Origin of the sequence: Streptomyces sp. NPDC041068 (genome assembly GCF_040647455.1) — a bacterium.
Classification (GTDB): domain Bacteria; phylum Actinomycetota; class Actinomycetes; order Streptomycetales; family Streptomycetaceae; genus Streptomyces.
Genome location: NZ_JBEZCG010000028.1, coordinates 12,861 through 31,195, shown reverse-complemented (window position 1 = coordinate 31,195; position 18,335 = coordinate 12,861). Strand labels below are relative to the sequence as shown.

Genomic DNA, 18,335 nt, shown 5'->3' with positions numbered 1-18,335 from the left:
ACGCGGGGCGGGAACCAGCTGATGCCGCCGTGCTCACGCTGAGGGCGTTGGCGTGCGCCCGGTCGTCCAGGGGCACCGTGGCCTCGGGGCCGTCCAGTTCCAGGTGTACGGGGCCTTCGGCCGGTGCCGTCGTCAGCTCCCTTCCCGGGGGAACATCCAGCCGACGAGCCTGGCCAGGTACGCCTCGTCCATGACGGGGGCGGTGATCCCCTCGTCGGCGAGCAGGGCCGGGACACGGGACGGGGCGAGGGCGGGCAGCCGGTGCCCGGGAGTCGCCCGCACCAGGTAAGGGAGCATGTCGAACATCGCGTACAACGAACGGGCGGGCCGGACACGGCGGTTGGCCGCCAGCAGGTCCAGCCACGCGGCGACCGGAATCGACGCGATCTCGTGCCCTGCCCGACGCAGGGCATCGACCGCTTCGCCGAGCGGGAACGGGGCCGGGTCGTGCAGGTTGAACACCTGTGGCTGTCGTGTCCGTGCCGCGCCCCGGGACAGGGCTGCGATGGTGCGGCCCGCGTGATCGACGGCACAGACCGGCACGTGGGGGAGCGCCTCGGGTGCGGCGCGGAGCTGGACGCACACCCGCAAGAGGGTGCTGAGCGGTTCGCCCGCGGCGATCATGCCCGTGCGGCTGTCCCCGAGGACGAACGGCGGGCGGTAGATCGCGGCGGGCAGGCCGCGGGCGGCGGCCTGCCGCACCAACTCCTCGGCCACGAACTTTGATGCCGGGTATCCGAACGTGCCCGAGTACGCGAGCGACGGCGTGCTGCGGTCGTCGACGACATGGGTCCCGCAGGCACGCGAGGAGATGAACACCGCCATGGTCGAGACGTGGTGCACGGCTTTGACGGGCCCGAACGCGGCGAAGCGCAGCACCTCGACCGTTCCCCGGACGTTGGGGAACCGCGCCAGTTGGTAGGGGTCGTTCATGTTCACCGACGCACCGCAGTGATGGACGGTGCCGGTCACCTCGGCGAGCGCCTGGTAGCGGTGGTCGTCGAGGCCGAGGCGCGGCTGGGTGAAGTCGCCCGCGACGGCGACCACTTGTTCGGCGGGGACGCCCAACTCGGCGCACCGCTCGGCCAGTCGCGCGGACGCCGCCCCGTCGTCGGCCGCGCGGACCAGGCACCGGACCGTGCCTTCGGTGACGCCGTGCAGCTCTCGCAGCAGGTACGCGCCCAGATAGCCGGTCGCCCCCGTGAGCAGGACGTCCGGCGAAGAGGCCTGCTCCGGCGAGGAGTCCGGACTGATGTCGTCCGGGAGCCGGAGGTCGGTGGCCGGTACGGAGAGGGCGGCAGGGGCGGTGGAGCCGTGGGTCATGGCAGGCGCTTCCTCTCGTGTCCTTCTCCGCGCACCTCGTGTCCTGCATCTGGCGCTCGGTGTCCTTCTCCTCGCGCCGCCATCGACGCGTATGCGGGGTGGGTGATCGACAGGCCGCCGTCGGCGTGCAGGACCTGTCCGGTGATCCAGCTCGCGGCGGGGGACGCGAGGAACAGCACCACCTGGGCGAGTTCCTCGGGGGTGCCGATCCGGCGGAGCGGGGTGCAGGCGCGGGCGGCGGATTCCAGGTGGTCGTTGCCGGGCATCCCGGCTCGGGCGTCTCCCTCGATCAGCCCGCCCGCGGCGGCGTTGACCCGGATCCCGGCCGGTCCGTACTCGACGGCCAGATAGCGGGTGAGCGCTTCGAGCGCGGCCTTGGAGGCACCCGTGCTCGTATAGGCGGGCAGCACGGCACCCGCGCCTGACGAGGAGACGTTCACGATCGCCGGCCACCGGGCCAGCTCCAGCAGGGGGCGGGCCGCCTGTGAACACCACAGGGAGCCGGCCGCGTTGGTGGAAAGGGCACGGAGCCAGTCCCGTTCGCGGACCGCGTCCAGCGCGCTGAACCGGCCCGACGCGGCGTTGTTGACCAGGACGTCCAGGCGGCCGTGGCGTTCGCCGATTTCGTCGAACAGGGCGACGACCGCGCCGCGGTCGGCGACGTTGCCGGGGAGCAGGTGCGCCTTGCCCCCGCTGTCCAGCACCTCGTCGACGGTGTGCCGGGCGGCTTCGGGGTCGCGGAAGCAGTTGACGACGACGTGCGCGCCCTCGCGCGCGAACGCCCGCGTGATGTGGCGGCCGATTCCGCGTCCGCCGCCGGTGACGAGGACCACCTCGTCCGTGAACCTTCCCGTCATGCCGGTGCCCTCCATCCGGGCGGGGCCAGGACGATGCACGAGTTCTGCCCGCCGAGGCCGAAGGAGTTGGACAGCACCGGCCTGCGTCCGGTGTCCCGCGGCTCTCCGCTCACCACGTCCAACCCCTCGCAGTCGTCGGCGAGTCTGCCGTGGCCCGCGGTCGGCGGGACGAGACCGCGGTGCGCGGTGAGGGCGGCGACGGCGGCCTCCGCCGCGCCCGATGCCCCCATCAGATGGCCCAGGACGCTCTTGGAGCTGGTGACCGGCGGAGGAGTGCCGTGGAAGGTGGCGAGCAGGGCGCGGGTCTCCATCGCGTCGCCGAGCGGGGTGGACGGGCCGTGCGCGTTGACCGATCCGATGTCGGCGGGAGTGAGCCCGGCGTCGGCGAGGGCGCTGTTCATGCAGGCGGTGACCCATCTCCCGGTGGGATGGGGCGCGGTGAGGTGGTGACTGTCGGTGCTCTGCGCGGCGCCGGCGACCTCGGCGTAGACCGTCGCCTCCCGGGCGAGCGCCGCGTCGAGGGGCTCCAGGGTCAGGAAGGCCGCGCCCTCGCCCATGACGTAGCCGTCGCGACCGACCGAGAACGGCCGGGAGGCGGTGGCGAGGTCGTCGTTGCGGGTCGACAGCGCGTCGGACTGGCAGAAGGCCGCCATCATCAGCCGGGTCACTCCGGCGGAGTCGGCGGCTCCGGCGAGGACGAGATCGCAGCGTCCGTCACGGATCAGGCCGACCCCGGTGCTGATCGCGTCGATCCCTGACGCGCAGGCGGTGGACAGGGTGGTGGAGGGGCCGTGCCAGTCCAGCTTCAGGCCGATGAACGCGGCGGCGGAGTTGGGGATCAGCAGGGTGGTCGTGAGCGGGCTGACCTCTTCGGGGCCCCTGTCGTGGCAGTTGAGCGCCTGAAGGGTGTACGAGTGGGCCCCTCCGAAGGAGGAGCCGCAGACGATGCCGCTCCGAAAGGAGTCGCACGGGGGAGCTCCGGCGTCGGCGAGGGCGTCCAGCGCGGCGCAGAGGGCGTACTGGGCGAACAGGTCCGCACGGCGGAGCTCCTTGCCGGACAGATACCGGTCGGGGTGGAAGTCGCCGACCTGGCAGGCGAATCGGGTGGGAAGACCGGTCGGGTCGAACCGTGTGATGGGTCCGGCGGTCGGCCTGCCCGCCATGACCGTGTCCGTGAACGTGCTGAGGTCGCAGCCGGCCGGGGTGGTGACCCCGATGCCGGTGACGACGACCCGACGACGGCCCAAGTGGTCGAGGAGCTGCCGGTGTTGTCTCATGGCCGCTCCGGTGTCGGGGGCGTGGGAGTGATGAGCAGGGCGGCGTTGTGGCCGCCGAAGCCGAACGAGTTGGAGAGGACCGGGCCCGGCGACAGCGCCCGGGGGCGGCCCATGACCAGGTCGATCTCCAGGGCGTCGTCGAGCGTGAGGGTGTTGGCGGTGGGGGGTGCCACCGCGTGGGCGAGGGTGAGCAGGGAGGCGACCACCTCCGCTGTCCCCGAGGCGGCGATCATGTGGCCGGTGACGCCCTTGTTGGCGGTGACCGGCACCCGGTGGGGACCGAACACCGCGACGATCGCCTGGGCTTCGGCCGCGTCCCCGACCGGGGTCGAGGTGGCGTGGGCATTGACGTGTGAGACGTCCGCCGCGTCGACGCGGGCATCGGCCAGAGCGGCGCGCATGCACTCCGCCGCCCCCTCGCCTCCCGGGCTGGGACTGGTCAGGTGGTGGGCGTCGCAGTTGGTCGCGTAGCCGCTGATGCGGCCGTACTCCCGGGCCTCTCGACGGGCGGCGTGCCCAAGGCCTTCGAGCACCACGAACGCCGCCCCTTCCGAAGCGACGGTTCCGTCCCTGTCGGCGTCGAACGGCCGTGCGGAGCGCCGTGGTTCGTGGGACCGCCCTGACAGGGCGCCGCTGGCTCCGATCCCGGCCAGCGATCTCTCGGTGAGCAGCTCGGCCCCGCCCGCGACGACGACGTCGGCGACACCGTCACGGATGAGCCGTACGCCTTCGCCGACGGCCACCGCACCGGTCGCGCAGGCGGCGCTGACCGCCAGCGATGGGCCGGTGAAACCGGCGGCCAGACTGATCGTGGCGGGCAGGGCGTTGTGCATGGCCATCGGCACGAAGAAGGTGCCTCGCTCCGGCGCCTCCACGGTGGTGGAGGCGCCGAACGCCGTCCCCGCGACCACCGCGAACCGGCCGGTGGCGGCTCGCCCCGTGCCGGGCGGACGGTCGGTCAGACCGGCGTCGGCGAGGGCGTCGAGCGCCGTGGACACGCCCAGCCGGGTGGCCGGGTCGAGTCGCCGCCCCAACTTGCCGAGGCCGAGGGCGGGTTGGTGGCCGGTGGCGCCGGCCGGCACGCGGCAGGCGAAACCCGGGATTCCGCGGTGCTCGTCCGGATCCCCGAACGCACGGGCCAAAGTGCCCTCGGCGGCGAGGAGGCCGCTCCACAGGTCGGCGGTACGGAACCCGGCCGGTGTGGTGGTGGCCATCCCGGTGACCGCCACCGCCCGACCGCTGAGCCGTGTGCCCATCAGGCGGGCTCGGACGGCGAGTCGACGAGCGCGATGAGGTCGGCCACCGTCGAGGCCCGAGCCTTGACGTCGGCCTTGTCCACGACGAACCCACGGGCCGCGAGCGCCGCCGTGATCTCGGAGAGGTCCAGCGAATCGGCGTCCAGGTCGTCGGCGAGTCGGGATTCGGGCGTCACGTCCTCCTCGGACACCGAGAGGATGCGCATCAGGACCTCGGTGACGGCGTCGGAGACCTGGGTGTCGGTCCGGGGGCTGACCGGGGTGTCGATCCGGGCGTCGGGCTGGGCGTCGGTCATGAGCGAGTACTCCTTCGGTACGGGGCGCGGGCGCGCCGCATGGCACGGTCCGGTGAGGGAAGGTGGTGCGGGAGGGTGGTGCGGGGTGCGGGGTGCGGGGTGTGGGTGTGGGTGTGGGGTGCTCGGGTGAAAGCGGCCGGGCGGGGTCGGGCTCAGTGGCCCATGGACATTCCGCCGTCGACGGGCAGCAGGGCGCCCGTGATGAAGCCGGCCTCCCGCGAGCACAGGAAGGCGATGGCGGAGGCCACTTCGGTGACGGTCCCGAACCTCTTGAACGGGATCATGTCGGCCAGTTGACGTCGGCGTTTGTCGGTCAGGTGGTTGATCATCGCGGTGTCCACGGGGCCGGGCGCGACGACGTTGCAGGTGGTGTGCGGCGCCAGCTCGCGGGCGAGTGACCTGGTCAGGCCGACCAGTCCCGCCTTGGCCGCCGCGTAGTTCGTCTGTCCGGCCGAGCCGAGCACACCCGCGGCCGATCCGACGGTGACGATCCGGCCCCACCGCGCGGCGGCCATGCCCGCGGCGGCCCGGGACGAACAGAGGAAGGGCCCGGTGAGGTTCACGTCCAGCGCCGTCTGCCACTGGGCGGTGGTCATCTCGCCGACCAGCGCGTCGGACAGCAGCCCCGCGCAGTTGACCAGGATCTGCACGTCCGAGCCGAAGTGCTCGCCCACCTCGTGGAACAGGGCGTCGACCTGCGCCGGATCGGTGACGTCGGCGCGCACCGCGAGACAGCCGGTCTCCGCGGCGGCCTCGGCGGCCGCGGCCCGGTCCCGGGAGTAGGCGATCGCGACCCGGTGGCCCCGCCCGGCCAGTGCGGCCGTCACGGCGGCGCCGATGCCCCGCGATCCGCCGGTGACCAGCGCGACTTCGGCGGTCGTCCCGCCGTCCCCCGGCATCAGGAGGTGCCCGTCGCGCGAGACGGTGACGGGCCGCCGCGGTCGGGCGCCCGCACCAGTGCCGCGAGGGAGCGGCACACCTCCGGCGACGTCGCGTTGTGGAGTCGCACGCGTCCCAGCGTGCGCTTGGCCAGGCCCGTGAGCGTACGGCCGTAGCCCGCTTCGACGACGGCGTCGGCCCCGAGCCGGGCGAGCGCGTGCTGGGTGTCACGCCACCGGACCGGAGTGGTGAGATCGGCCGCGACGAGTTCACGCCACGTATCGGGGCCGGTGGCACCGGGCAGGTGCGTCCGTCCGTTGTGGACGACCACCGACTGCGCCCTGTTGAACGGGATGGCGCGCAACCCCGCCAGGAACTCCGCGGACGCCCGGTGCATCAGCGGTGTGTGGAAGGGGCCGGCGACGTCGAGCGGGATGATGTCGTCCGCCCCCAGCGCGGCGGCGGCCGCCGCCGCGGTCCGCAGGCTCGTGAGTTTCCCCGAAATGACGGTCTGCGTGGGCGCGTTGTCGTTGGCGACCCAGCATCCGGGGACGTCGGCGCATGCTTCCGCGGCTCCGTCGACGCCCAGCAGCAGTGCCGTCATACCGCCCGATCCGTCGCATGCGTCCTCGGTGAGACGGGCCCGCAGCGCCACGACCCGTGCGGTGTCCCCGGCCGTGAGGACCCCCGCGGCGTGCAGCGCGGAGATCAGCCCCAGCGAATGGCCGGCCAGCAGGGGCCTGGCGCCCTTCTCCCGGCCGAAGGCGGGCGCCAGCACCTTCCAGGACATCATCGAGCACAGCACCACCGACAACTGCGTGTCCGTGGTGGAGGCAGGGGCTGCCGCCGTCTCCAGGAGTATCGGTTCGAGCGTGTGCTGGAGGATGCTCTCCGCTTCCTCGACGACCGCCCACGCGGGATCGTTTCGCCAGGCGATCCCCATGCCGGTGCCCTGCGAACCCTGCCCGGGAAACAGCACGGCGGGAGATGCCAAGGGGGCCATGTTCATGGGTCGTGCTCCTCACTTCGCCCGCACGGTCTCCTACGACCGGTGGCGGTGGTGACGACGGTGACGACGGTGACGAAGGTGACGGCGACGTCCGCGTAGGTGAGTCGGCTCGATGTGCTCGGACTTGTTCGTGACGTCGACTGCGGGGGCTCGGGACGGGCGAAGTCCGGAAGCGGCGACGGGCGGGGCGTCGGCGAGAAGACGCAGCCTCAGGAGGGCCGCGGATCAATGATGACCGCCGTCGGTGATCTCCGTCAGGCGCACGTCGCATGGGCGGGAGCACCCGGACCGGCGGGACGTGCGCCGTAGCACGCCTCGCACCTGCACACACTGGGGGCGCGGCACGGCCCCGGGGCGCCGATCACGGCTCACCGCCCAGCCGCGCTCCAAGAGCCCGCGCTCCGGCGCACGTGCCGTGGCTCTTCCGCGGGGCGGGCACAATGGAGGGTGTGGACGAGCATGAGTTCGAGGGGCAGGGCGGGAGCGAGGCCGAGAGCGAGGCCGGAGCCGAAGCCGTGCCCGTGATGCGGGAAGTCGACCACGGCACCGCCAAGTTGATGCCCGACGTCGACCGGCCGAGGGCCTGGCTCCTGACCGTGGACGGGGCCCCTCAGTCGTACGTGGATCTGGACGCGCCCACGCATCTGGAGTTCGAGTACGCCCAGCGGCTCGCCCATGTCCTGGACACCGCGGCCGAGCCGGGGCGCCCGCTCGACGTCGTCCACCTCGGCGGGGGAGCCCTCACGCTGCCCCGCTATCTCGCCGCCACCCGCCCCGGCTCCCGGCAGGACGTCGTCGAGGCGGACCGCGGGCTGCTGCGACTGGTCACCGAGCGGCTGCCGTTGGCGGAGGGGAGCGGCATCGCCGTGCACGGGACCGATGCGCGGGCCTGGCTGGACTCCGCGCCCGACGACAGCGCCGACATCCTGGTCGCCGACGTCTTCGGCGGCTCACGCGTGCCCGCGCACCTCACCACGGTCGCGTACGCGAGGACGGCCGAGCGCGTGCTGCGCCCCGGCGGGCACTACACCGCGAACCTCGCCGACGGTGCGCCGTTCGCCTTCCTCCGTTCCCAACTGGCCACCTTCGCCCAGGTCTTCGAGGAGCTCGCGCTGATCGCCGAGCCGTCGGTGCTGCGGGGCCGCCGGTTCGGGAACGCGGTGCTCGTCGCCTCGCACGCGCCGATCGACGTCGTGGCACTGGCCCGGCGCACGGCGTCCGACGCCTTCCCCGCGCGCGTCGAGCACGGCGACGCGCTGCGGCGGCTCATCGGGGACGCGCAGGCCGTCCGTGACGAGGACGCGGTGCCCTCACCCGAGCCGCCCGACGGGGCCTTCAGCATCGGCTGAGGCGGTACCGGCTGAGCCAGCGTCGGCTGAGGCGGTCCGGGCGTCGCTTCCGCCCGTAGTCGTCGCTTCCTTCGTGCGCCGCGTCAGGTTGCGTACGTCGGGGACGAACAGGACGGCAGCGGTCACCACGACCACCAGCACCGCGCAGCCCCACAGCGAGGGCGTGCGGCCGAACGCCGACTCCGCGGGGCCCGCGAGCGCCGTCGCCACGGGCACCATCGCGATCGAGCCGAACCAGTCGTAAGCGGCGACGCGCGACAGCTTCTCCTCCGGGATCTCCTGGTGCATCGCGGTCATCCAGGAGACGCCGAACACCTCGATCGCCACCCCGCTGACGAACATCACCGCGGCGAGCCCCGCGATCGGCAGCGGCACCGCGAGCGCGGCCGAGGGGGCGGCCAGCGGGAAGACACAGAGGGTGCCCGCGAGCAGCAGCCGCCGCGGCTTCCACCGCATCATCAGGAGCGCGCCGCCGACCGTGCCCGCGCCGAACGCACCGAGCGCGAGGCCGAACGGCCCCGCGCCGCCCAGTTCGTCGCGCGCCACCAACGGCCCGAACACCGACTCGGCGGCGCCCACCACCGCGACCACCACCGAGAACTGCAGCACGATCGACCACAGCCAGGGCCGCCCGGTGAACTCCCGCCAGCCGTCCCGCAGATCGGCGAGGAGCCCGCCGCCGGGGGCGCGCTCGGGGATGTGGCTGACGTCGAGGAAGGAGCGCAGTGCCCCGGCGGCCGCGAACGCCGCGGCGTCCACGGCGAGCACCCAGCCGGGCCCGATCGCCGCGACCAGCAGACCGCCGAGCGCGGCGCCGCCCAGGCCCGCGCCCTGCATCGCCATCCGGTACATCGCGAAGGCCCGGCTGACCTGTTCGCCGCTGACCGACGACATCAGCATGCCTTCGGCCGCGGGCCCGAAGAAGGCCTGGCCGACGCCGCCGAGGCCGGTGAGCAGCATCATCTGCCACAGCTGCGGCTCGCCCGCGATGACGAGCACGGCGAACGCCGCCTGGGAGACGCAGTTGAGGGCGTTGGCGGCGACCATGACGTGGTGGCGCGGCAGCCGGTCGGCGACGGCGCCGCCGATGAGCAGGAAGAGGACCAGCGGCAGTGTGCGCGCGGCGGCCACCAGACCGACGTCACCGCCGTCCCCGCCCGCGTCCAGAACCGCGAACGCCGCCGCGATCAACGCCCCGTGGCTTCCGAGGTTCGTCACGATCGCGGCAGCGGTCAGCAGTGTGTAGTTGCGGCCCGCCCAGGCGGGGCGGCGGCGCGGCGGGGAGGCGTGAGTCGTCACCCCGGGACTATCCCCGGCGGGAACCCCACTTGCCAAACCGTTTTGCCCAGTGGATTCAGGGCCCGTCGTGGCTCAGAACGGATGCCGCCGTCGCCGGGACGGATGTGGCCCCTCCCTCGGGAGGGACGTTTCCCTCGGGAGGGACGTTCCGTCGCTCAGGACTCGTCGGCCGCCTCGCTCCACCGCACGGTGTTCAGGATCTTCTTCACCGTGTCGTCGGAGACCTCCTCCTTGACGCCCTTGGCGCCGTAGAGGGTCCAGGCCACGTACTCACCGCCCTCGTTCTTGAAGGCGAACGTGGTGGCCTTGCCCTCGGAGTCGCACTTGCCCGAGGTGGCGGCGCCGGACGTCGTGGACGTCGCGAGGCTGCCCTTGATGCCGGACTTGGTGGTGTAGTCCTCGATCTTGCCGATCTTGATCTTCTTCTTGTCGGCCTTCGTCTGCTCGGTGTAGCCGCCGTAGACCCACCAGGCGGAGTCGTTGCGCGCGACGTCCTTGGTGTTCTTGGCGCCGTTCTGCCCCTTGGTGCCGACCGCGGCGAGCGAGGTGTCCTCCTTCTCACCGTCCTTGTCGCCGTCGTCGGAGCACCACTTCTCTTTGTAGATCGCGGGCGCGGACATGATGATGATCGACTTCGCGCCCTCGTCCTTGCGGTCGTCGAAACCGATGAGGGTGTCCGGCGTCTCGACCTTCCAGTCGGGCGGTACGTCGAAGGCGGTGCCCCACTTGGGGTTCACCACGACCTGCCAGCCGGGGATCGTGGCCTTGTCCACGCCGCCCTCGCCGCGGGCGTTCCCGTCGTCGCTCGCCGTCGGGCTCGGCTCCTTCGACACGGACTTCGAGGGCTTGGCCGGGCCCGCCTCGTCGTCCTTCTTGTCGTCGCCACCGCTGAAGACCAGGAAGCCGGTGACGCCGGCCGCCACCACCACGGCGAGCGACGCGACGATGGCGGTGATCTTCGTCTTGTTGTCGCCGCCACCGCTCTGGCCGCCGCCGGACAGCTGCTGCGTCGGCATGGGCGGCGGCGTCGGGGCCGCCCACTGCGACTGCTCGGGCTGTGAGAAGCCGCCCTGCTGCGGCTGCTGATAGCCGCCCGCCGGGGGCTGCTGGTAGCCGCCCTGCTGCGGCTGCTGCTGGTATCCCGGCTGCTGATAGGGATTCGGCTGCTGGTACCCCGGCTGCTGGTACGGGTTCTGACTCTGGTCCTGCGGGTTCTGCTCGCCCCCGGGCGGCTGCTGTTCTGGCCACATGGCCAGTAACCATAGAGGTGCCGGGGGGCCGGGTGCCACGGGCGCCCCCGGTGGGGCGGGGTGCCGGACCGCCGGGGGCGTGGGGAACGTACGGAGAAAGCGGCCGAAAGCATCAGGATTCCGTGGGCTCGCCGTGGGTGCGCACCGTGCTGAGGATCTTCATCACCGTCGCCTCGGGGATCTCGTCCTTCACTCCGGTGGCGCCGTAGAGGCTCCAGGCCACGTAGTCGCCCGCGGAGTTCTTGAAGCCGAAGGTGATCGCCTTGCCGTCCGTGGCGCACTTGCCCTGCATGGGCGTGTTCTTGGACCTGGCCCGGGCGATGCTGCCCTTGATGCCGGACTTCGTGGTGAACGGCTCGGCCTTCTCGTCGGAGGTGAAGCTCTTCTTGTCCGGCTGCGTGTAGGCGGCGTAGATCCACCATCCGACCTGGTTGACCGCGACCTCGTCGGTGTTCTTCGCGCCCTTGGCGCCCTTGGTCCCCACGGCCGCGAGCTCGTGGTCCTCGGTCCTGCCGTCCTTGTTGTCGTCGGCGGTGCACCACTTGGACTTCAGATACGCGGGCGCCGACATGGTCATCATCGGCTTGCCGGTCTTGTTGTCCTCGAAGGCGATCGCCGAGCCGGGGTTCTGGATCTCCCACTCGGGCGGTACGTCGAAGGCGGTGCCCCACTTGGGGTTCACCACGACCTTCCAGCCCTTGACGGTCGGCCGCAGGCCGCTGTCCGTGCCGCGCTCACTGTCGTCGCCGTCATCCTCGCCGCCGTCCGCGGGGGCGCTCGGCTTCTTGGCGTCGGGCTGCGCCGGGGACTCGGCCTTGGTGTCCTTGTCGTCGCTGCCGCCGAGCACCAGGAAGCCGGTCACTCCCGCGGCCACGACCACGGCCGCCGCCGTCACGATCGAGATGATCTTGACCTTGCCGCCGCCCTTGCCGCTTCCGCCGCCCGTGGGCGAGGCCTGCGGCACGCCCGCGGGGGCGGTCGGCGCGCTCCACTGCCCCGGCTGTCCCTGCTGCCCGGCCGCGGGCTGCTGGTAGGGGTTGGGTGCCTGGTATCCCGGCTGCTGATAGGGATTCGGCTGCTGGTACCCCGGCTGCTGGTACGGGTTCTGACTCTGGTCCTGCGGGTTCTGCTCGCCCCCGGGCGGCTGCTGTCCTGGCCACATGGCGGGACACGATACGGGGAGTGATCACACAAGATCACAGCCGCCCCTGGGGAGCGGAACGCGCCGCTCCCCAGGGCCCGTCAGTTCTCGGGGACCTCGTACTCGCGCACCGTCGCGAGGATCTTCCGCACGGTGGCGTCCGGGAGTTCGTCCGCGACGCCCTTGGCGCCGTGGAAGGACCAGGAGGCGAACTCGCCGTCCGAGTCCTTGAAGGCGAAGACCGTGGCCTTGCCGTCGGAGTCGCACTTGTCCCGCTTCGCGACACCGTTCGAACTGGCGCTCACCAGGCTGCCCTTGAGACCCGACTTGGTGGTGTACGGCTCGACGGGGCCGGTGGTGACCTTGTTCTTGTCGGGCTGTGTGTACGCGCCGTAGACCCAGCCGGTCGCGTCCTTGCGGGCGGCCTCCTCGGGGCTCTTGGCGCCCCGGTTGCCGCGGGTGCCCGCGGAGGCCAGCGAGGTGTAGTCCTTCTCGCCGTCCTTGTCGTCGTCGCTCGCGCACCACTTCTCCTTGAAGTGCGCGGGGGCGGCGTACGCGGCGAGGAACTCCGCGTTCTCGTCCTCGGAGTCCTCGGCCGCGACGACGCCGCCCGCCCAGTCCCTCGACTCCAGGGACCACTCGGCGGGCACATCGAACGCGATGCCGCGCTTGGGGTTCACGACGACCTTCCAGCCGGGCACGGTCGGCTCGGGCATCCCGTCCCCGGTACGGGGATTGGCGTCGTCGGAGGCGGTCGGGCCGGGCGAGGCGGAGGACCTGGCCGGGTCGGGCTTCGCGGTGTCGTCCTTGTCGCCGCCGAGGAGCAGGAAGCCGGTGACGCCCGCGGCGACCACGACGGCGCCGGCCGCGACGACGGCGATCAGCCTGGTCCTGTTGCCGCCCCCGCCGTCTCCGCCACGCGGAGGTTCGGGCACGGCGCCCTGCGGGGCACCGGGCACCGTCGGGGCGTTCCATGGAGCCTGCTGCGCATAGGGGTTGGGCTGCTGGTTGCCCGACTGCTGTCCTTGCCACATGGGCGTCAACGATAGGTGACGGCGATCTTCGCGGCGGAAGGTCCCGGATCTCCGCGGAGGGCGGCCCTGGCCAAGGAACGCTACCCGTGGGTAACATCGCTGCCATGAGCGCAGACCAGATGTCGATCGGCGAGATGCTCGCCGCCACGGTTCCGATGGCCAGGACGCTGAACCTCGAGTTCCGTGAGACCGCGCCGGAGCGGGCCGTGGTGGCCCTGCCCGACCAGAGCGACTACCACAACCACGTCGGCGGCCCGCACGCCGGCGCCATGTTCACGCTGGGCGAGTCCGCGAGCGGGGCCATCGTCCTCGCCGCGTTCGGGGCCGAACTCTCGCGCGCCGTCCCGCTCGCCGTCAGCGCCGAGATCTCGTACAAGAAGCTCGCCATGGGGCCCGTGACGGCCACGGCGACGCTCGGCCGCCCGGCCGCCGAGGTCATCGCGGAACTGGACGAGGGGAAGCGCCCCGAATTCCCGGTCGCCGTCGCGATCCAGCGCGCGGACGGCGCGGTGACCGGCGAAATGACCGTGGTGTGGACGCTGCGTCCCAATGGCTGAGCGAATTCCCTGTAACTGAGCGAATTCGCCGGGAGGGATTTCGCTTCCTGGTTCGCATCGCATCCCGTATGGGTGATGCAAAAGGCGCCGTGGTCATGCCGCGGCGCTTTTTCTTTTTCCCTGCACCGGGTGATCGGTCAACCACGTACGGTCACTCCATCGAGGGTGTCGCCGGTGACCGGCGAAGTCCGCCCGCGGCGCTCCGTTAGCATGTCCGGACTTACGCCGAGCGGCGCAAAGAGTGACTTAGTTAACTAACACCGGACAAAACGACCAAGAAAACGAGATCTATAGTGTCGCGGGTGCTTTCGCGAATAAACTGCAGAACTGCGTTCGCCGCGTGGCGTCAGCCACGGGTGATGCTGTGGACCGCGGCCGGTGTGGTGGCCCTCGCCTTCTTCATCGCGTTGGAGATCGCCGCCCGTCACTACGGCATGCCCGGGCCGATCACCAACCAGGCGCGCGAGGTGATCTTCGCCCCCAAGTCGGGCCCGCTGTTGTACGCCAGCATGGGCCTGATGCTGGTGGTGCTCACCTGGCGGCAGCGGTTCATCGCGATCGGCGTCGCCGTCGGCATCGACCTCGTCTTCTTCTTGGTGCGCTGGATCGTCGACGCCAAGATGATGTTCGGCAACGGCGCCCTGTGGGTGATCATCGGCGTCGCGGTCATCGCCGTCACGCGCCGCACCGGCAACGAGCGCGTCCTGCTGCTGAAGGGCGTCGGCCTCGGCCTGCTCCTCGTGGCCGGCCGCAAGACCGGTGACGCCTGGCTGCTCATCACCTCGAAGACCCGCCCCATGGTCCTGGACCAGTACGTGGCGACCGCCGACCACGCGCTGGGCAACCCCTCGTGGGTGGCGGGCAAGATCGTCGAGGCCACCGGTTCGGTCGGCGCGCACGTCCTCGACTGGGTCTACATCCAGCTCGCGGTGGCCGCGGTCGCCGTCGCGCTCTACCAGCTGCGCAACGTGGCGAAGGATCGCGCCTTCCCCGTCCACCACCTGGTGCGCACGTTCCTGGTGATCGGCCTGCTCGGCCCCGGCATTTACATGATCTTCCCGGTGGTCGGGCCGATCTTCGCCTACGGAGCCGACGGCACCCACTGGGCGGTGGCCCACCTGTGGCCGGACACGGCGCCCGCGCTCGTCACTCCGCAGCACATGCCGTTCGACGAGATCACCCCGCGCAACTGCATGCCCAGCCTGCACACGGCATGGGCGACCGCGATCTTCATCCACTCCCGCAAGGGTCCGCGCCTGCTGCGCTACGGCGGTGTGTTCTGGCTGATCACCACGCTCGGCGCCACGCTGGGATTCGGTTACCACTACGGCGCGGACATCATTTCGGGCGTGGTCTTCACGCTCACGATCGACGCTGCCCTGCGTGCGTACGACCGCGGTTGGGACCGGTCGGGAATTCAGTTGGTCGCGTACGGTGCGGCGGTCTTCACCGCGATGCTGCTTTCCTATCGCTTCATTCCGATGGAAATGGCCAGGATTCCGTGGTTGTTCGGACCGCTGCTCGTTCTGGCGATGGTCTCGGTCATCTACGGCTACATGCGGACCATGCGCATGTGGCAGCCGAAGGCCGTGCCGGTGCCGAAGCCGGAACCGGCGCCCGAACTGGTCTGAGCGCACATGTGAACGCCTCGGGGGCGGCACCGTCCGGTGCCGCCCCCGAGGCGTTGCGCGTCCTCAGGACTGGGGACGGCTGCCGTGGTTCGCGCCGTTCTTGCGGCGGGCCTTCTTCTTGCGGCGTCGCTTCGAGGACATCGCTACCTCCTTGGTGCTGGTGTTGCTCCCGGGCGGACCCGGGCGATCACGCGCCGCCTACCCAGGACGATGCGGCGAGATGTCGTGGCCTACGTCACTCCGGGCGCGGTCGGCCGACACCTCGGGCGTGGGCGTCGGCCGCCTCGGGCGTGGGCGTCGGCCGCTGTCGGCCGCCCGCGCGTGTCTTGTTCAACTCATTGACACGAGTCATCGCTGGTCGTAGTTTTCCCGCCGCCACTCGTGGTGTCTAACGGTGTGTCAAGTCCGTCTTGTCGCATAGTGCGTTCAAAGGCCGAACGACGACCCGCCATTGGCACGTGTACACGCTTCGCTTCGCAAGGCCGTGTCCGCGCACAGAAGGCACAGAAGGAAGTGACGGCTCATGTCCGACTCCGTGTCCCGGCGCTCCGCCCTCGGGCTGCTCGGCGGCGCGATCGCCGTGGCCGCCGCGGCCACCGCCGGTCTCGCGGCGCCCTCGCACGCGGCCGCCCGCGCGAGACAGGGCCCCGGCGCGGGCCCCCGCGTCGAGTCCCTGCTCGGCAAGCTCACCCTCGACGAGAAGATCTCGCTGCTGCACGGCGCGACGGACCCGAAGCACCTCGGCCAGGCCGGCTACGTCCCCGGAGTGCCGCGCCTGGGCATTCCGCCGCTGCGGCTCGCCGACGGACCCGCGGGCGTCCGCGTCACCGCCCACGCCACCGCCCTGCCCGCGCCCGTCCTGCTCGCCTCCGCCTTCGACCCCGCGCTCGCCCGCCGCTACGGCGCGTGCATCGGCCGCGAGGGACGCGCCCTGGAGCAGGACGTGCTGCTCTCGCCGATGGTCAACCTCATCCGCACCCCGTACGCGGGCCGCAACTTCGAGACCTTCGGCGAGGACCCGCTGCTCGCCGCCGACCTGGTCGCCGAGGAGATCAAGGGCATCCAGGGCGAGGGCCTCATCGCCACCGTCAAGCACTTCGCCCTGAACAACCAGGAGAAGGACCGCATGTCCATCGACGTGCGGGCCGACGAGCGGACGATGCACGAGACGGAGCTGCGCGGCTTCGAGGCCGCCGTCGCCGCGGGCACCGGCGCCGTGATGGGCGCGTACAACAAGGTCAACTCCACCTTCGCCTGCGAGAACAAGGCGCTGCTCGACGACGTCCTGCGCGAACGCTGGGGCTTTTCGGGCTGGGTGATGACCGACTGGTTCGCGCAGCACAGCACCGCCGCATCCCTCGCCGCGGGGCTCGACATGGAGATGCCGGGCGACCTCTACTTCGGCGGCGCCCTGAAGCGGGCCGTCAAGGACGGCAGCGTTCCCGAGGCGCACGTCGACCGCTCCGTGCGGCGGATCCTCGGCGTCATGGAGCGGTTCGGGCTGCTCGAAGGCGAGCCGCCGCGGCGCCCGGAGCGCGACCCCGAGGCCGGTGCCGCCGTCGCCCTCGACGTCGCCAAGGCGGGCGCCACCCTGCTGCGCAACGCGGAGCGGGCCCTGCCGCTCACCGGCCGCGCCGCCCGCGACATCGCCGTCGTCGGGCCCACCGGCCGCCACCCGTTCGTCAGCGGCGGCGGCAGCGCCCACGTCGTCCCCGACCGCGCGGAGAGCCCGCTCGACGCCATCACCGCCCGCGCCGGGCGCGGCGCCCGGGTGACGTACGCACTGGGCGAGGACCTCTACGGAAAGGCGATCCCCGAGCAAGCCCTCAGTACCGGCTTCGACCCGGAGGGTCAGCAGGTCGCCGCGGGCAAGGAGTGGACGTACGAAGGGACCCTGACGCTGGATGAGTCCGACGAGTGGACGTTCGTCATCCACTACTCGGGCGAGCGGCCCAAGGTCGAACTGGACGGCGGCGAGCTCTTCCCGGCGGTGCCCGGCATCGGCGAGTTCTTCTCCGGCGGCCTCGTCTCCACCGCGCCCGACGGGCTGCACGTGCGCCGCGCCACCGAGGCCCTCACCAGCGGCGAGCACCGGCTGACGATCAAGGCGAAGGGCGGCGACCACGGCCAGACGTTCCGGATCCGTCGCGTCACCGGCGCCACGCGCGCGGCGGACGTCGCCGAGGCGGTGCGGGCGGCGCGCGGCGCGCACAGCGTCGTCCTGTTCGCGTACGAGGACGCCACCGAGGGCCAGGACCGCACCCGCCTCGCGCTGCCCGGCCACCAGGAGGCGCTGATCAGGGCGGTTGCCGCCGCCAACCCGCGCACCACCGTGGTCCTGAACACCTCGTCGGCCACCTCCATGCCGTGGCTGGAGCGGACCGCCGCCGTGCTGCAGATGTACTACCCCGGACAGGAGGGCGCGGCCGCCACCGCCGCGGTCCTGTTCGGGGACTGCGACCCGGGAGGACGGCTCACCCAGTCCTTCCCGGTGGACGACGAGCGCCATCCGACGGCAGGGGACCCGCGACGCTATCCGGGAGTCGACGGCGTCGAGGAGTACTCGGAGGGTATCCACATCGGCTACCGCTGGTACGACGCCGAAGGGGTGCGGCCGCTCTTCCCCTTCGGGCACGGATTGTCGTACACCACCTTCGCCTACACGGATCTGACGGTGCGTCGTGTCTCCGGGCCCGGTGTGGACGTGAGCTTCGTCGTGCGCAACACGGGCGTGCGCGACGGGGTGAGCGTCGCGCAGGTGTACCTCGGTCCTTCTCCCGATCTGCGGATGAAGCAGGCGCGGCGGGTGCTCGCCGGATACCGGCGGATCGCGCTGCGGGCGGGGGAGCGGCGGCGCATCACCGTGCGCGTCGACGAGCGGACCCTGTCGGCGTGGGACGTGAAACTCCATGGCTGGGTGCTCGGCACCGGCCGTCGAACCATCCAAGTGGGCACATCCGCACGTGACGTGATCCTCTCCGCGACCATCGACATCAAGGGAGCCGGTTCATGAGGAGAAGCAGGGCGAGCAGAGGGAGAAGGGCCGGCGCGGGACGAGGCAGGAGCCGGATACGCCGCGCCGCGTCGGTCGCCGCCGTCCTGGCGGCGACCGCCCCGGCCGCGCGCGCCCCGCAGCCAGCGGGGGGCGACAGTGCAGCGGCCGCCGCGGACGGGAGT

Annotated in this window: 15 protein-coding genes; 4 read left to right on the top strand and 11 right to left on the bottom strand. The window is 71.8% G+C overall.

Going from position 1 to position 18,335, the window contains the following annotated elements; translation table 11 throughout:
* Positions 1-132 precede the first annotated feature (132 nt).
* The 7 genes from AB0B50_RS41295 to AB0B50_RS41265 all read right to left on the bottom strand — a co-directional run bounded on the left by AB0B50_RS41295 (position 133) and on the right by AB0B50_RS41265 (position 6,897).
* Entirely contained in the window at positions 133-1,323 is a 1,191-nt protein-coding gene (locus AB0B50_RS41295) for a thioester reductase domain-containing protein (protein WP_362342121.1), read from the bottom strand.
* Positions 1,320-2,180, bottom strand: a complete 861-nt coding sequence (locus tag AB0B50_RS41290; RefSeq protein WP_362342118.1) for an SDR family oxidoreductase — start codon at positions 2,178-2,180, stop codon at positions 1,320-1,322. Before AB0B50_RS41290 ends, AB0B50_RS41295 begins: the two co-directional genes overlap by 4 nt.
* Entirely contained in the window at positions 2,177-3,457 is a 1,281-nt protein-coding gene (locus tag AB0B50_RS41285) for a beta-ketoacyl-[acyl-carrier-protein] synthase family protein (RefSeq protein WP_362342116.1), read from the bottom strand. Before AB0B50_RS41285 ends, AB0B50_RS41290 begins: the two co-directional genes overlap by 4 nt.
* On the bottom strand, positions 3,454-4,713 hold the full coding sequence (locus AB0B50_RS41280; RefSeq protein WP_362342114.1) for a beta-ketoacyl-[acyl-carrier-protein] synthase family protein: 1,260 nt from the start codon (positions 4,711-4,713) through the stop codon (positions 3,454-3,456). The genes AB0B50_RS41285 and AB0B50_RS41280 overlap by 4 nt, the downstream gene beginning before the upstream one ends.
* Positions 4,713-5,009 carry a phosphopantetheine-binding protein gene (locus tag AB0B50_RS41275; protein ID WP_362342112.1) on the bottom strand — a complete coding sequence of 99 codons (297 nt, stop codon included), beginning with the start codon at positions 5,007-5,009 and terminating at the stop codon, positions 4,713-4,715. Before AB0B50_RS41275 ends, AB0B50_RS41280 begins: the two co-directional genes overlap by 1 nt.
* A 152-nt stretch (positions 5,010-5,161) precedes the next feature.
* A complete protein-coding gene (locus tag AB0B50_RS41270; protein WP_362342109.1) occupies positions 5,162-5,908 on the bottom strand; it encodes a 3-oxoacyl-ACP reductase family protein in 747 nt (248 codons plus the stop codon).
* Complete coding sequence (locus tag AB0B50_RS41265) at positions 5,908-6,897, bottom strand: ACP S-malonyltransferase (protein ID WP_362342106.1); 990 nt, start codon at positions 6,895-6,897, stop codon at positions 5,908-5,910. Before AB0B50_RS41265 ends, AB0B50_RS41270 begins: the two co-directional genes overlap by 1 nt.
* A gap of 524 nt (positions 6,898-7,421) precedes the next feature.
* Between AB0B50_RS41265 and AB0B50_RS41260 the strand changes: the two genes are divergently transcribed.
* A complete protein-coding gene (locus AB0B50_RS41260; RefSeq protein WP_362342273.1) occupies positions 7,422-8,246 on the top strand; it encodes a fused MFS/spermidine synthase in 825 nt (274 codons plus the stop codon).
* Here the strand turns inward: AB0B50_RS41260 and AB0B50_RS41255 are convergent.
* The 4 genes from AB0B50_RS41255 to AB0B50_RS41240 all read right to left on the bottom strand — a co-directional run bounded on the left by AB0B50_RS41255 (position 8,208) and on the right by AB0B50_RS41240 (position 12,970).
* Positions 8,208-9,545, bottom strand: a complete 1,338-nt coding sequence (locus AB0B50_RS41255; RefSeq protein WP_362342104.1) for an MFS transporter — start codon at positions 9,543-9,545, stop codon at positions 8,208-8,210. The two genes, AB0B50_RS41260 and AB0B50_RS41255, sit on opposite strands and share 39 nt — an antisense overlap.
* Before the next feature lie 155 nt (positions 9,546-9,700).
* Positions 9,701-10,795 (bottom strand): hypothetical protein, encoded by a 1,095-nt coding sequence (locus tag AB0B50_RS41250; protein WP_362342102.1) that lies wholly within the window; start codon positions 10,793-10,795, stop codon positions 9,701-9,703.
* A gap of 112 nt (positions 10,796-10,907) precedes the next feature.
* Entirely contained in the window at positions 10,908-11,957 is a 1,050-nt protein-coding gene (locus AB0B50_RS41245) for a hypothetical protein (RefSeq protein WP_362342100.1), read from the bottom strand.
* Between the two features lie 80 nt (positions 11,958-12,037).
* Entirely contained in the window at positions 12,038-12,970 is a 933-nt protein-coding gene (locus tag AB0B50_RS41240; RefSeq protein WP_362342098.1) for a hypothetical protein, read from the bottom strand.
* Positions 12,971-13,074: 104 nt separating this feature from the next.
* Here AB0B50_RS41240 and AB0B50_RS41235 point away from each other — a divergent pair, with 104 nt between their 5' ends.
* The 3 genes from AB0B50_RS41235 to AB0B50_RS41225 all read left to right on the top strand — a co-directional run bounded on the left by AB0B50_RS41235 (position 13,075) and on the right by AB0B50_RS41225 (position 18,171).
* Positions 13,075-13,527 (top strand): DUF4442 domain-containing protein, encoded by a 453-nt coding sequence (locus AB0B50_RS41235; protein ID WP_362342095.1) that lies wholly within the window; start codon positions 13,075-13,077, stop codon positions 13,525-13,527.
* A 359-nt stretch (positions 13,528-13,886) separates the two neighbouring features.
* The gene (locus AB0B50_RS41230; protein WP_362342094.1) at positions 13,887-15,158 is read left to right on the top strand and encodes a DUF5933 domain-containing protein; all 1,272 of its coding nucleotides are present in this window, start codon (positions 13,887-13,889) and stop codon (positions 15,156-15,158) included.
* Between the two features lie 523 nt (positions 15,159-15,681).
* Complete coding sequence (locus AB0B50_RS41225) at positions 15,682-18,171, top strand: glycoside hydrolase family 3 C-terminal domain-containing protein (protein WP_362342091.1); 2,490 nt, start codon at positions 15,682-15,684, stop codon at positions 18,169-18,171.
* Positions 18,172-18,335: the final 164 nt, after the last annotated feature.

Coding starts and splice junctions, on each gene's coding strand:
- AB0B50_RS41240 (WP_362342098.1), bottom strand. CDS start 12,970: ATGTGGCAAGGACAGCAGTCGGGCAACCAGCAGCCCAACCCCTATGCG.
- AB0B50_RS41290 (WP_362342118.1), bottom strand. CDS start 2,180: ATGACGGGAAGGTTCACGGACGAGGTGGTCCTCGTCACCGGCGGCGGA.
- AB0B50_RS41235 (WP_362342095.1), top strand. CDS start 13,075: ATGAGCGCAGACCAGATGTCGATCGGCGAGATGCTCGCCGCCACGGTT.
- AB0B50_RS41250 (WP_362342102.1), bottom strand. CDS start 10,795: ATGTGGCCAGAACAGCAGCCGCCCGGGGGCGAGCAGAACCCGCAGGAC.
- AB0B50_RS41285 (WP_362342116.1), bottom strand. CDS start 3,457: ATGAGACAACACCGGCAGCTCCTCGACCACTTGGGCCGTCGTCGGGTC.
- AB0B50_RS41230 (WP_362342094.1), top strand. CDS start 13,887: ATGCTGTGGACCGCGGCCGGTGTGGTGGCCCTCGCCTTCTTCATCGCG.
- AB0B50_RS41270 (WP_362342109.1), bottom strand. CDS start 5,908: ATGCCGGGGGACGGCGGGACGACCGCCGAAGTCGCGCTGGTCACCGGC.
- AB0B50_RS41280 (WP_362342114.1), bottom strand. CDS start 4,713: ATGGGCACACGGCTCAGCGGTCGGGCGGTGGCGGTCACCGGGATGGCC.
- AB0B50_RS41275 (WP_362342112.1), bottom strand. CDS start 5,009: ATGACCGACGCCCAGCCCGACGCCCGGATCGACACCCCGGTCAGCCCC.
- AB0B50_RS41225 (WP_362342091.1), top strand. CDS start 15,682: ATGTCCGACTCCGTGTCCCGGCGCTCCGCCCTCGGGCTGCTCGGCGGC.
- AB0B50_RS41265 (WP_362342106.1), bottom strand. CDS start 6,897: ATGAACATGGCCCCCTTGGCATCTCCCGCCGTGCTGTTTCCCGGGCAG.
- AB0B50_RS41295 (WP_362342121.1), bottom strand. CDS start 1,323: ATGACCCACGGCTCCACCGCCCCTGCCGCCCTCTCCGTACCGGCCACC.
- AB0B50_RS41245 (WP_362342100.1), bottom strand. CDS start 11,957: ATGTGGCCAGGACAGCAGCCGCCCGGGGGCGAGCAGAACCCGCAGGAC.
- AB0B50_RS41260 (WP_362342273.1), top strand. CDS start 7,422: ATGCGGGAAGTCGACCACGGCACCGCCAAGTTGATGCCCGACGTCGAC.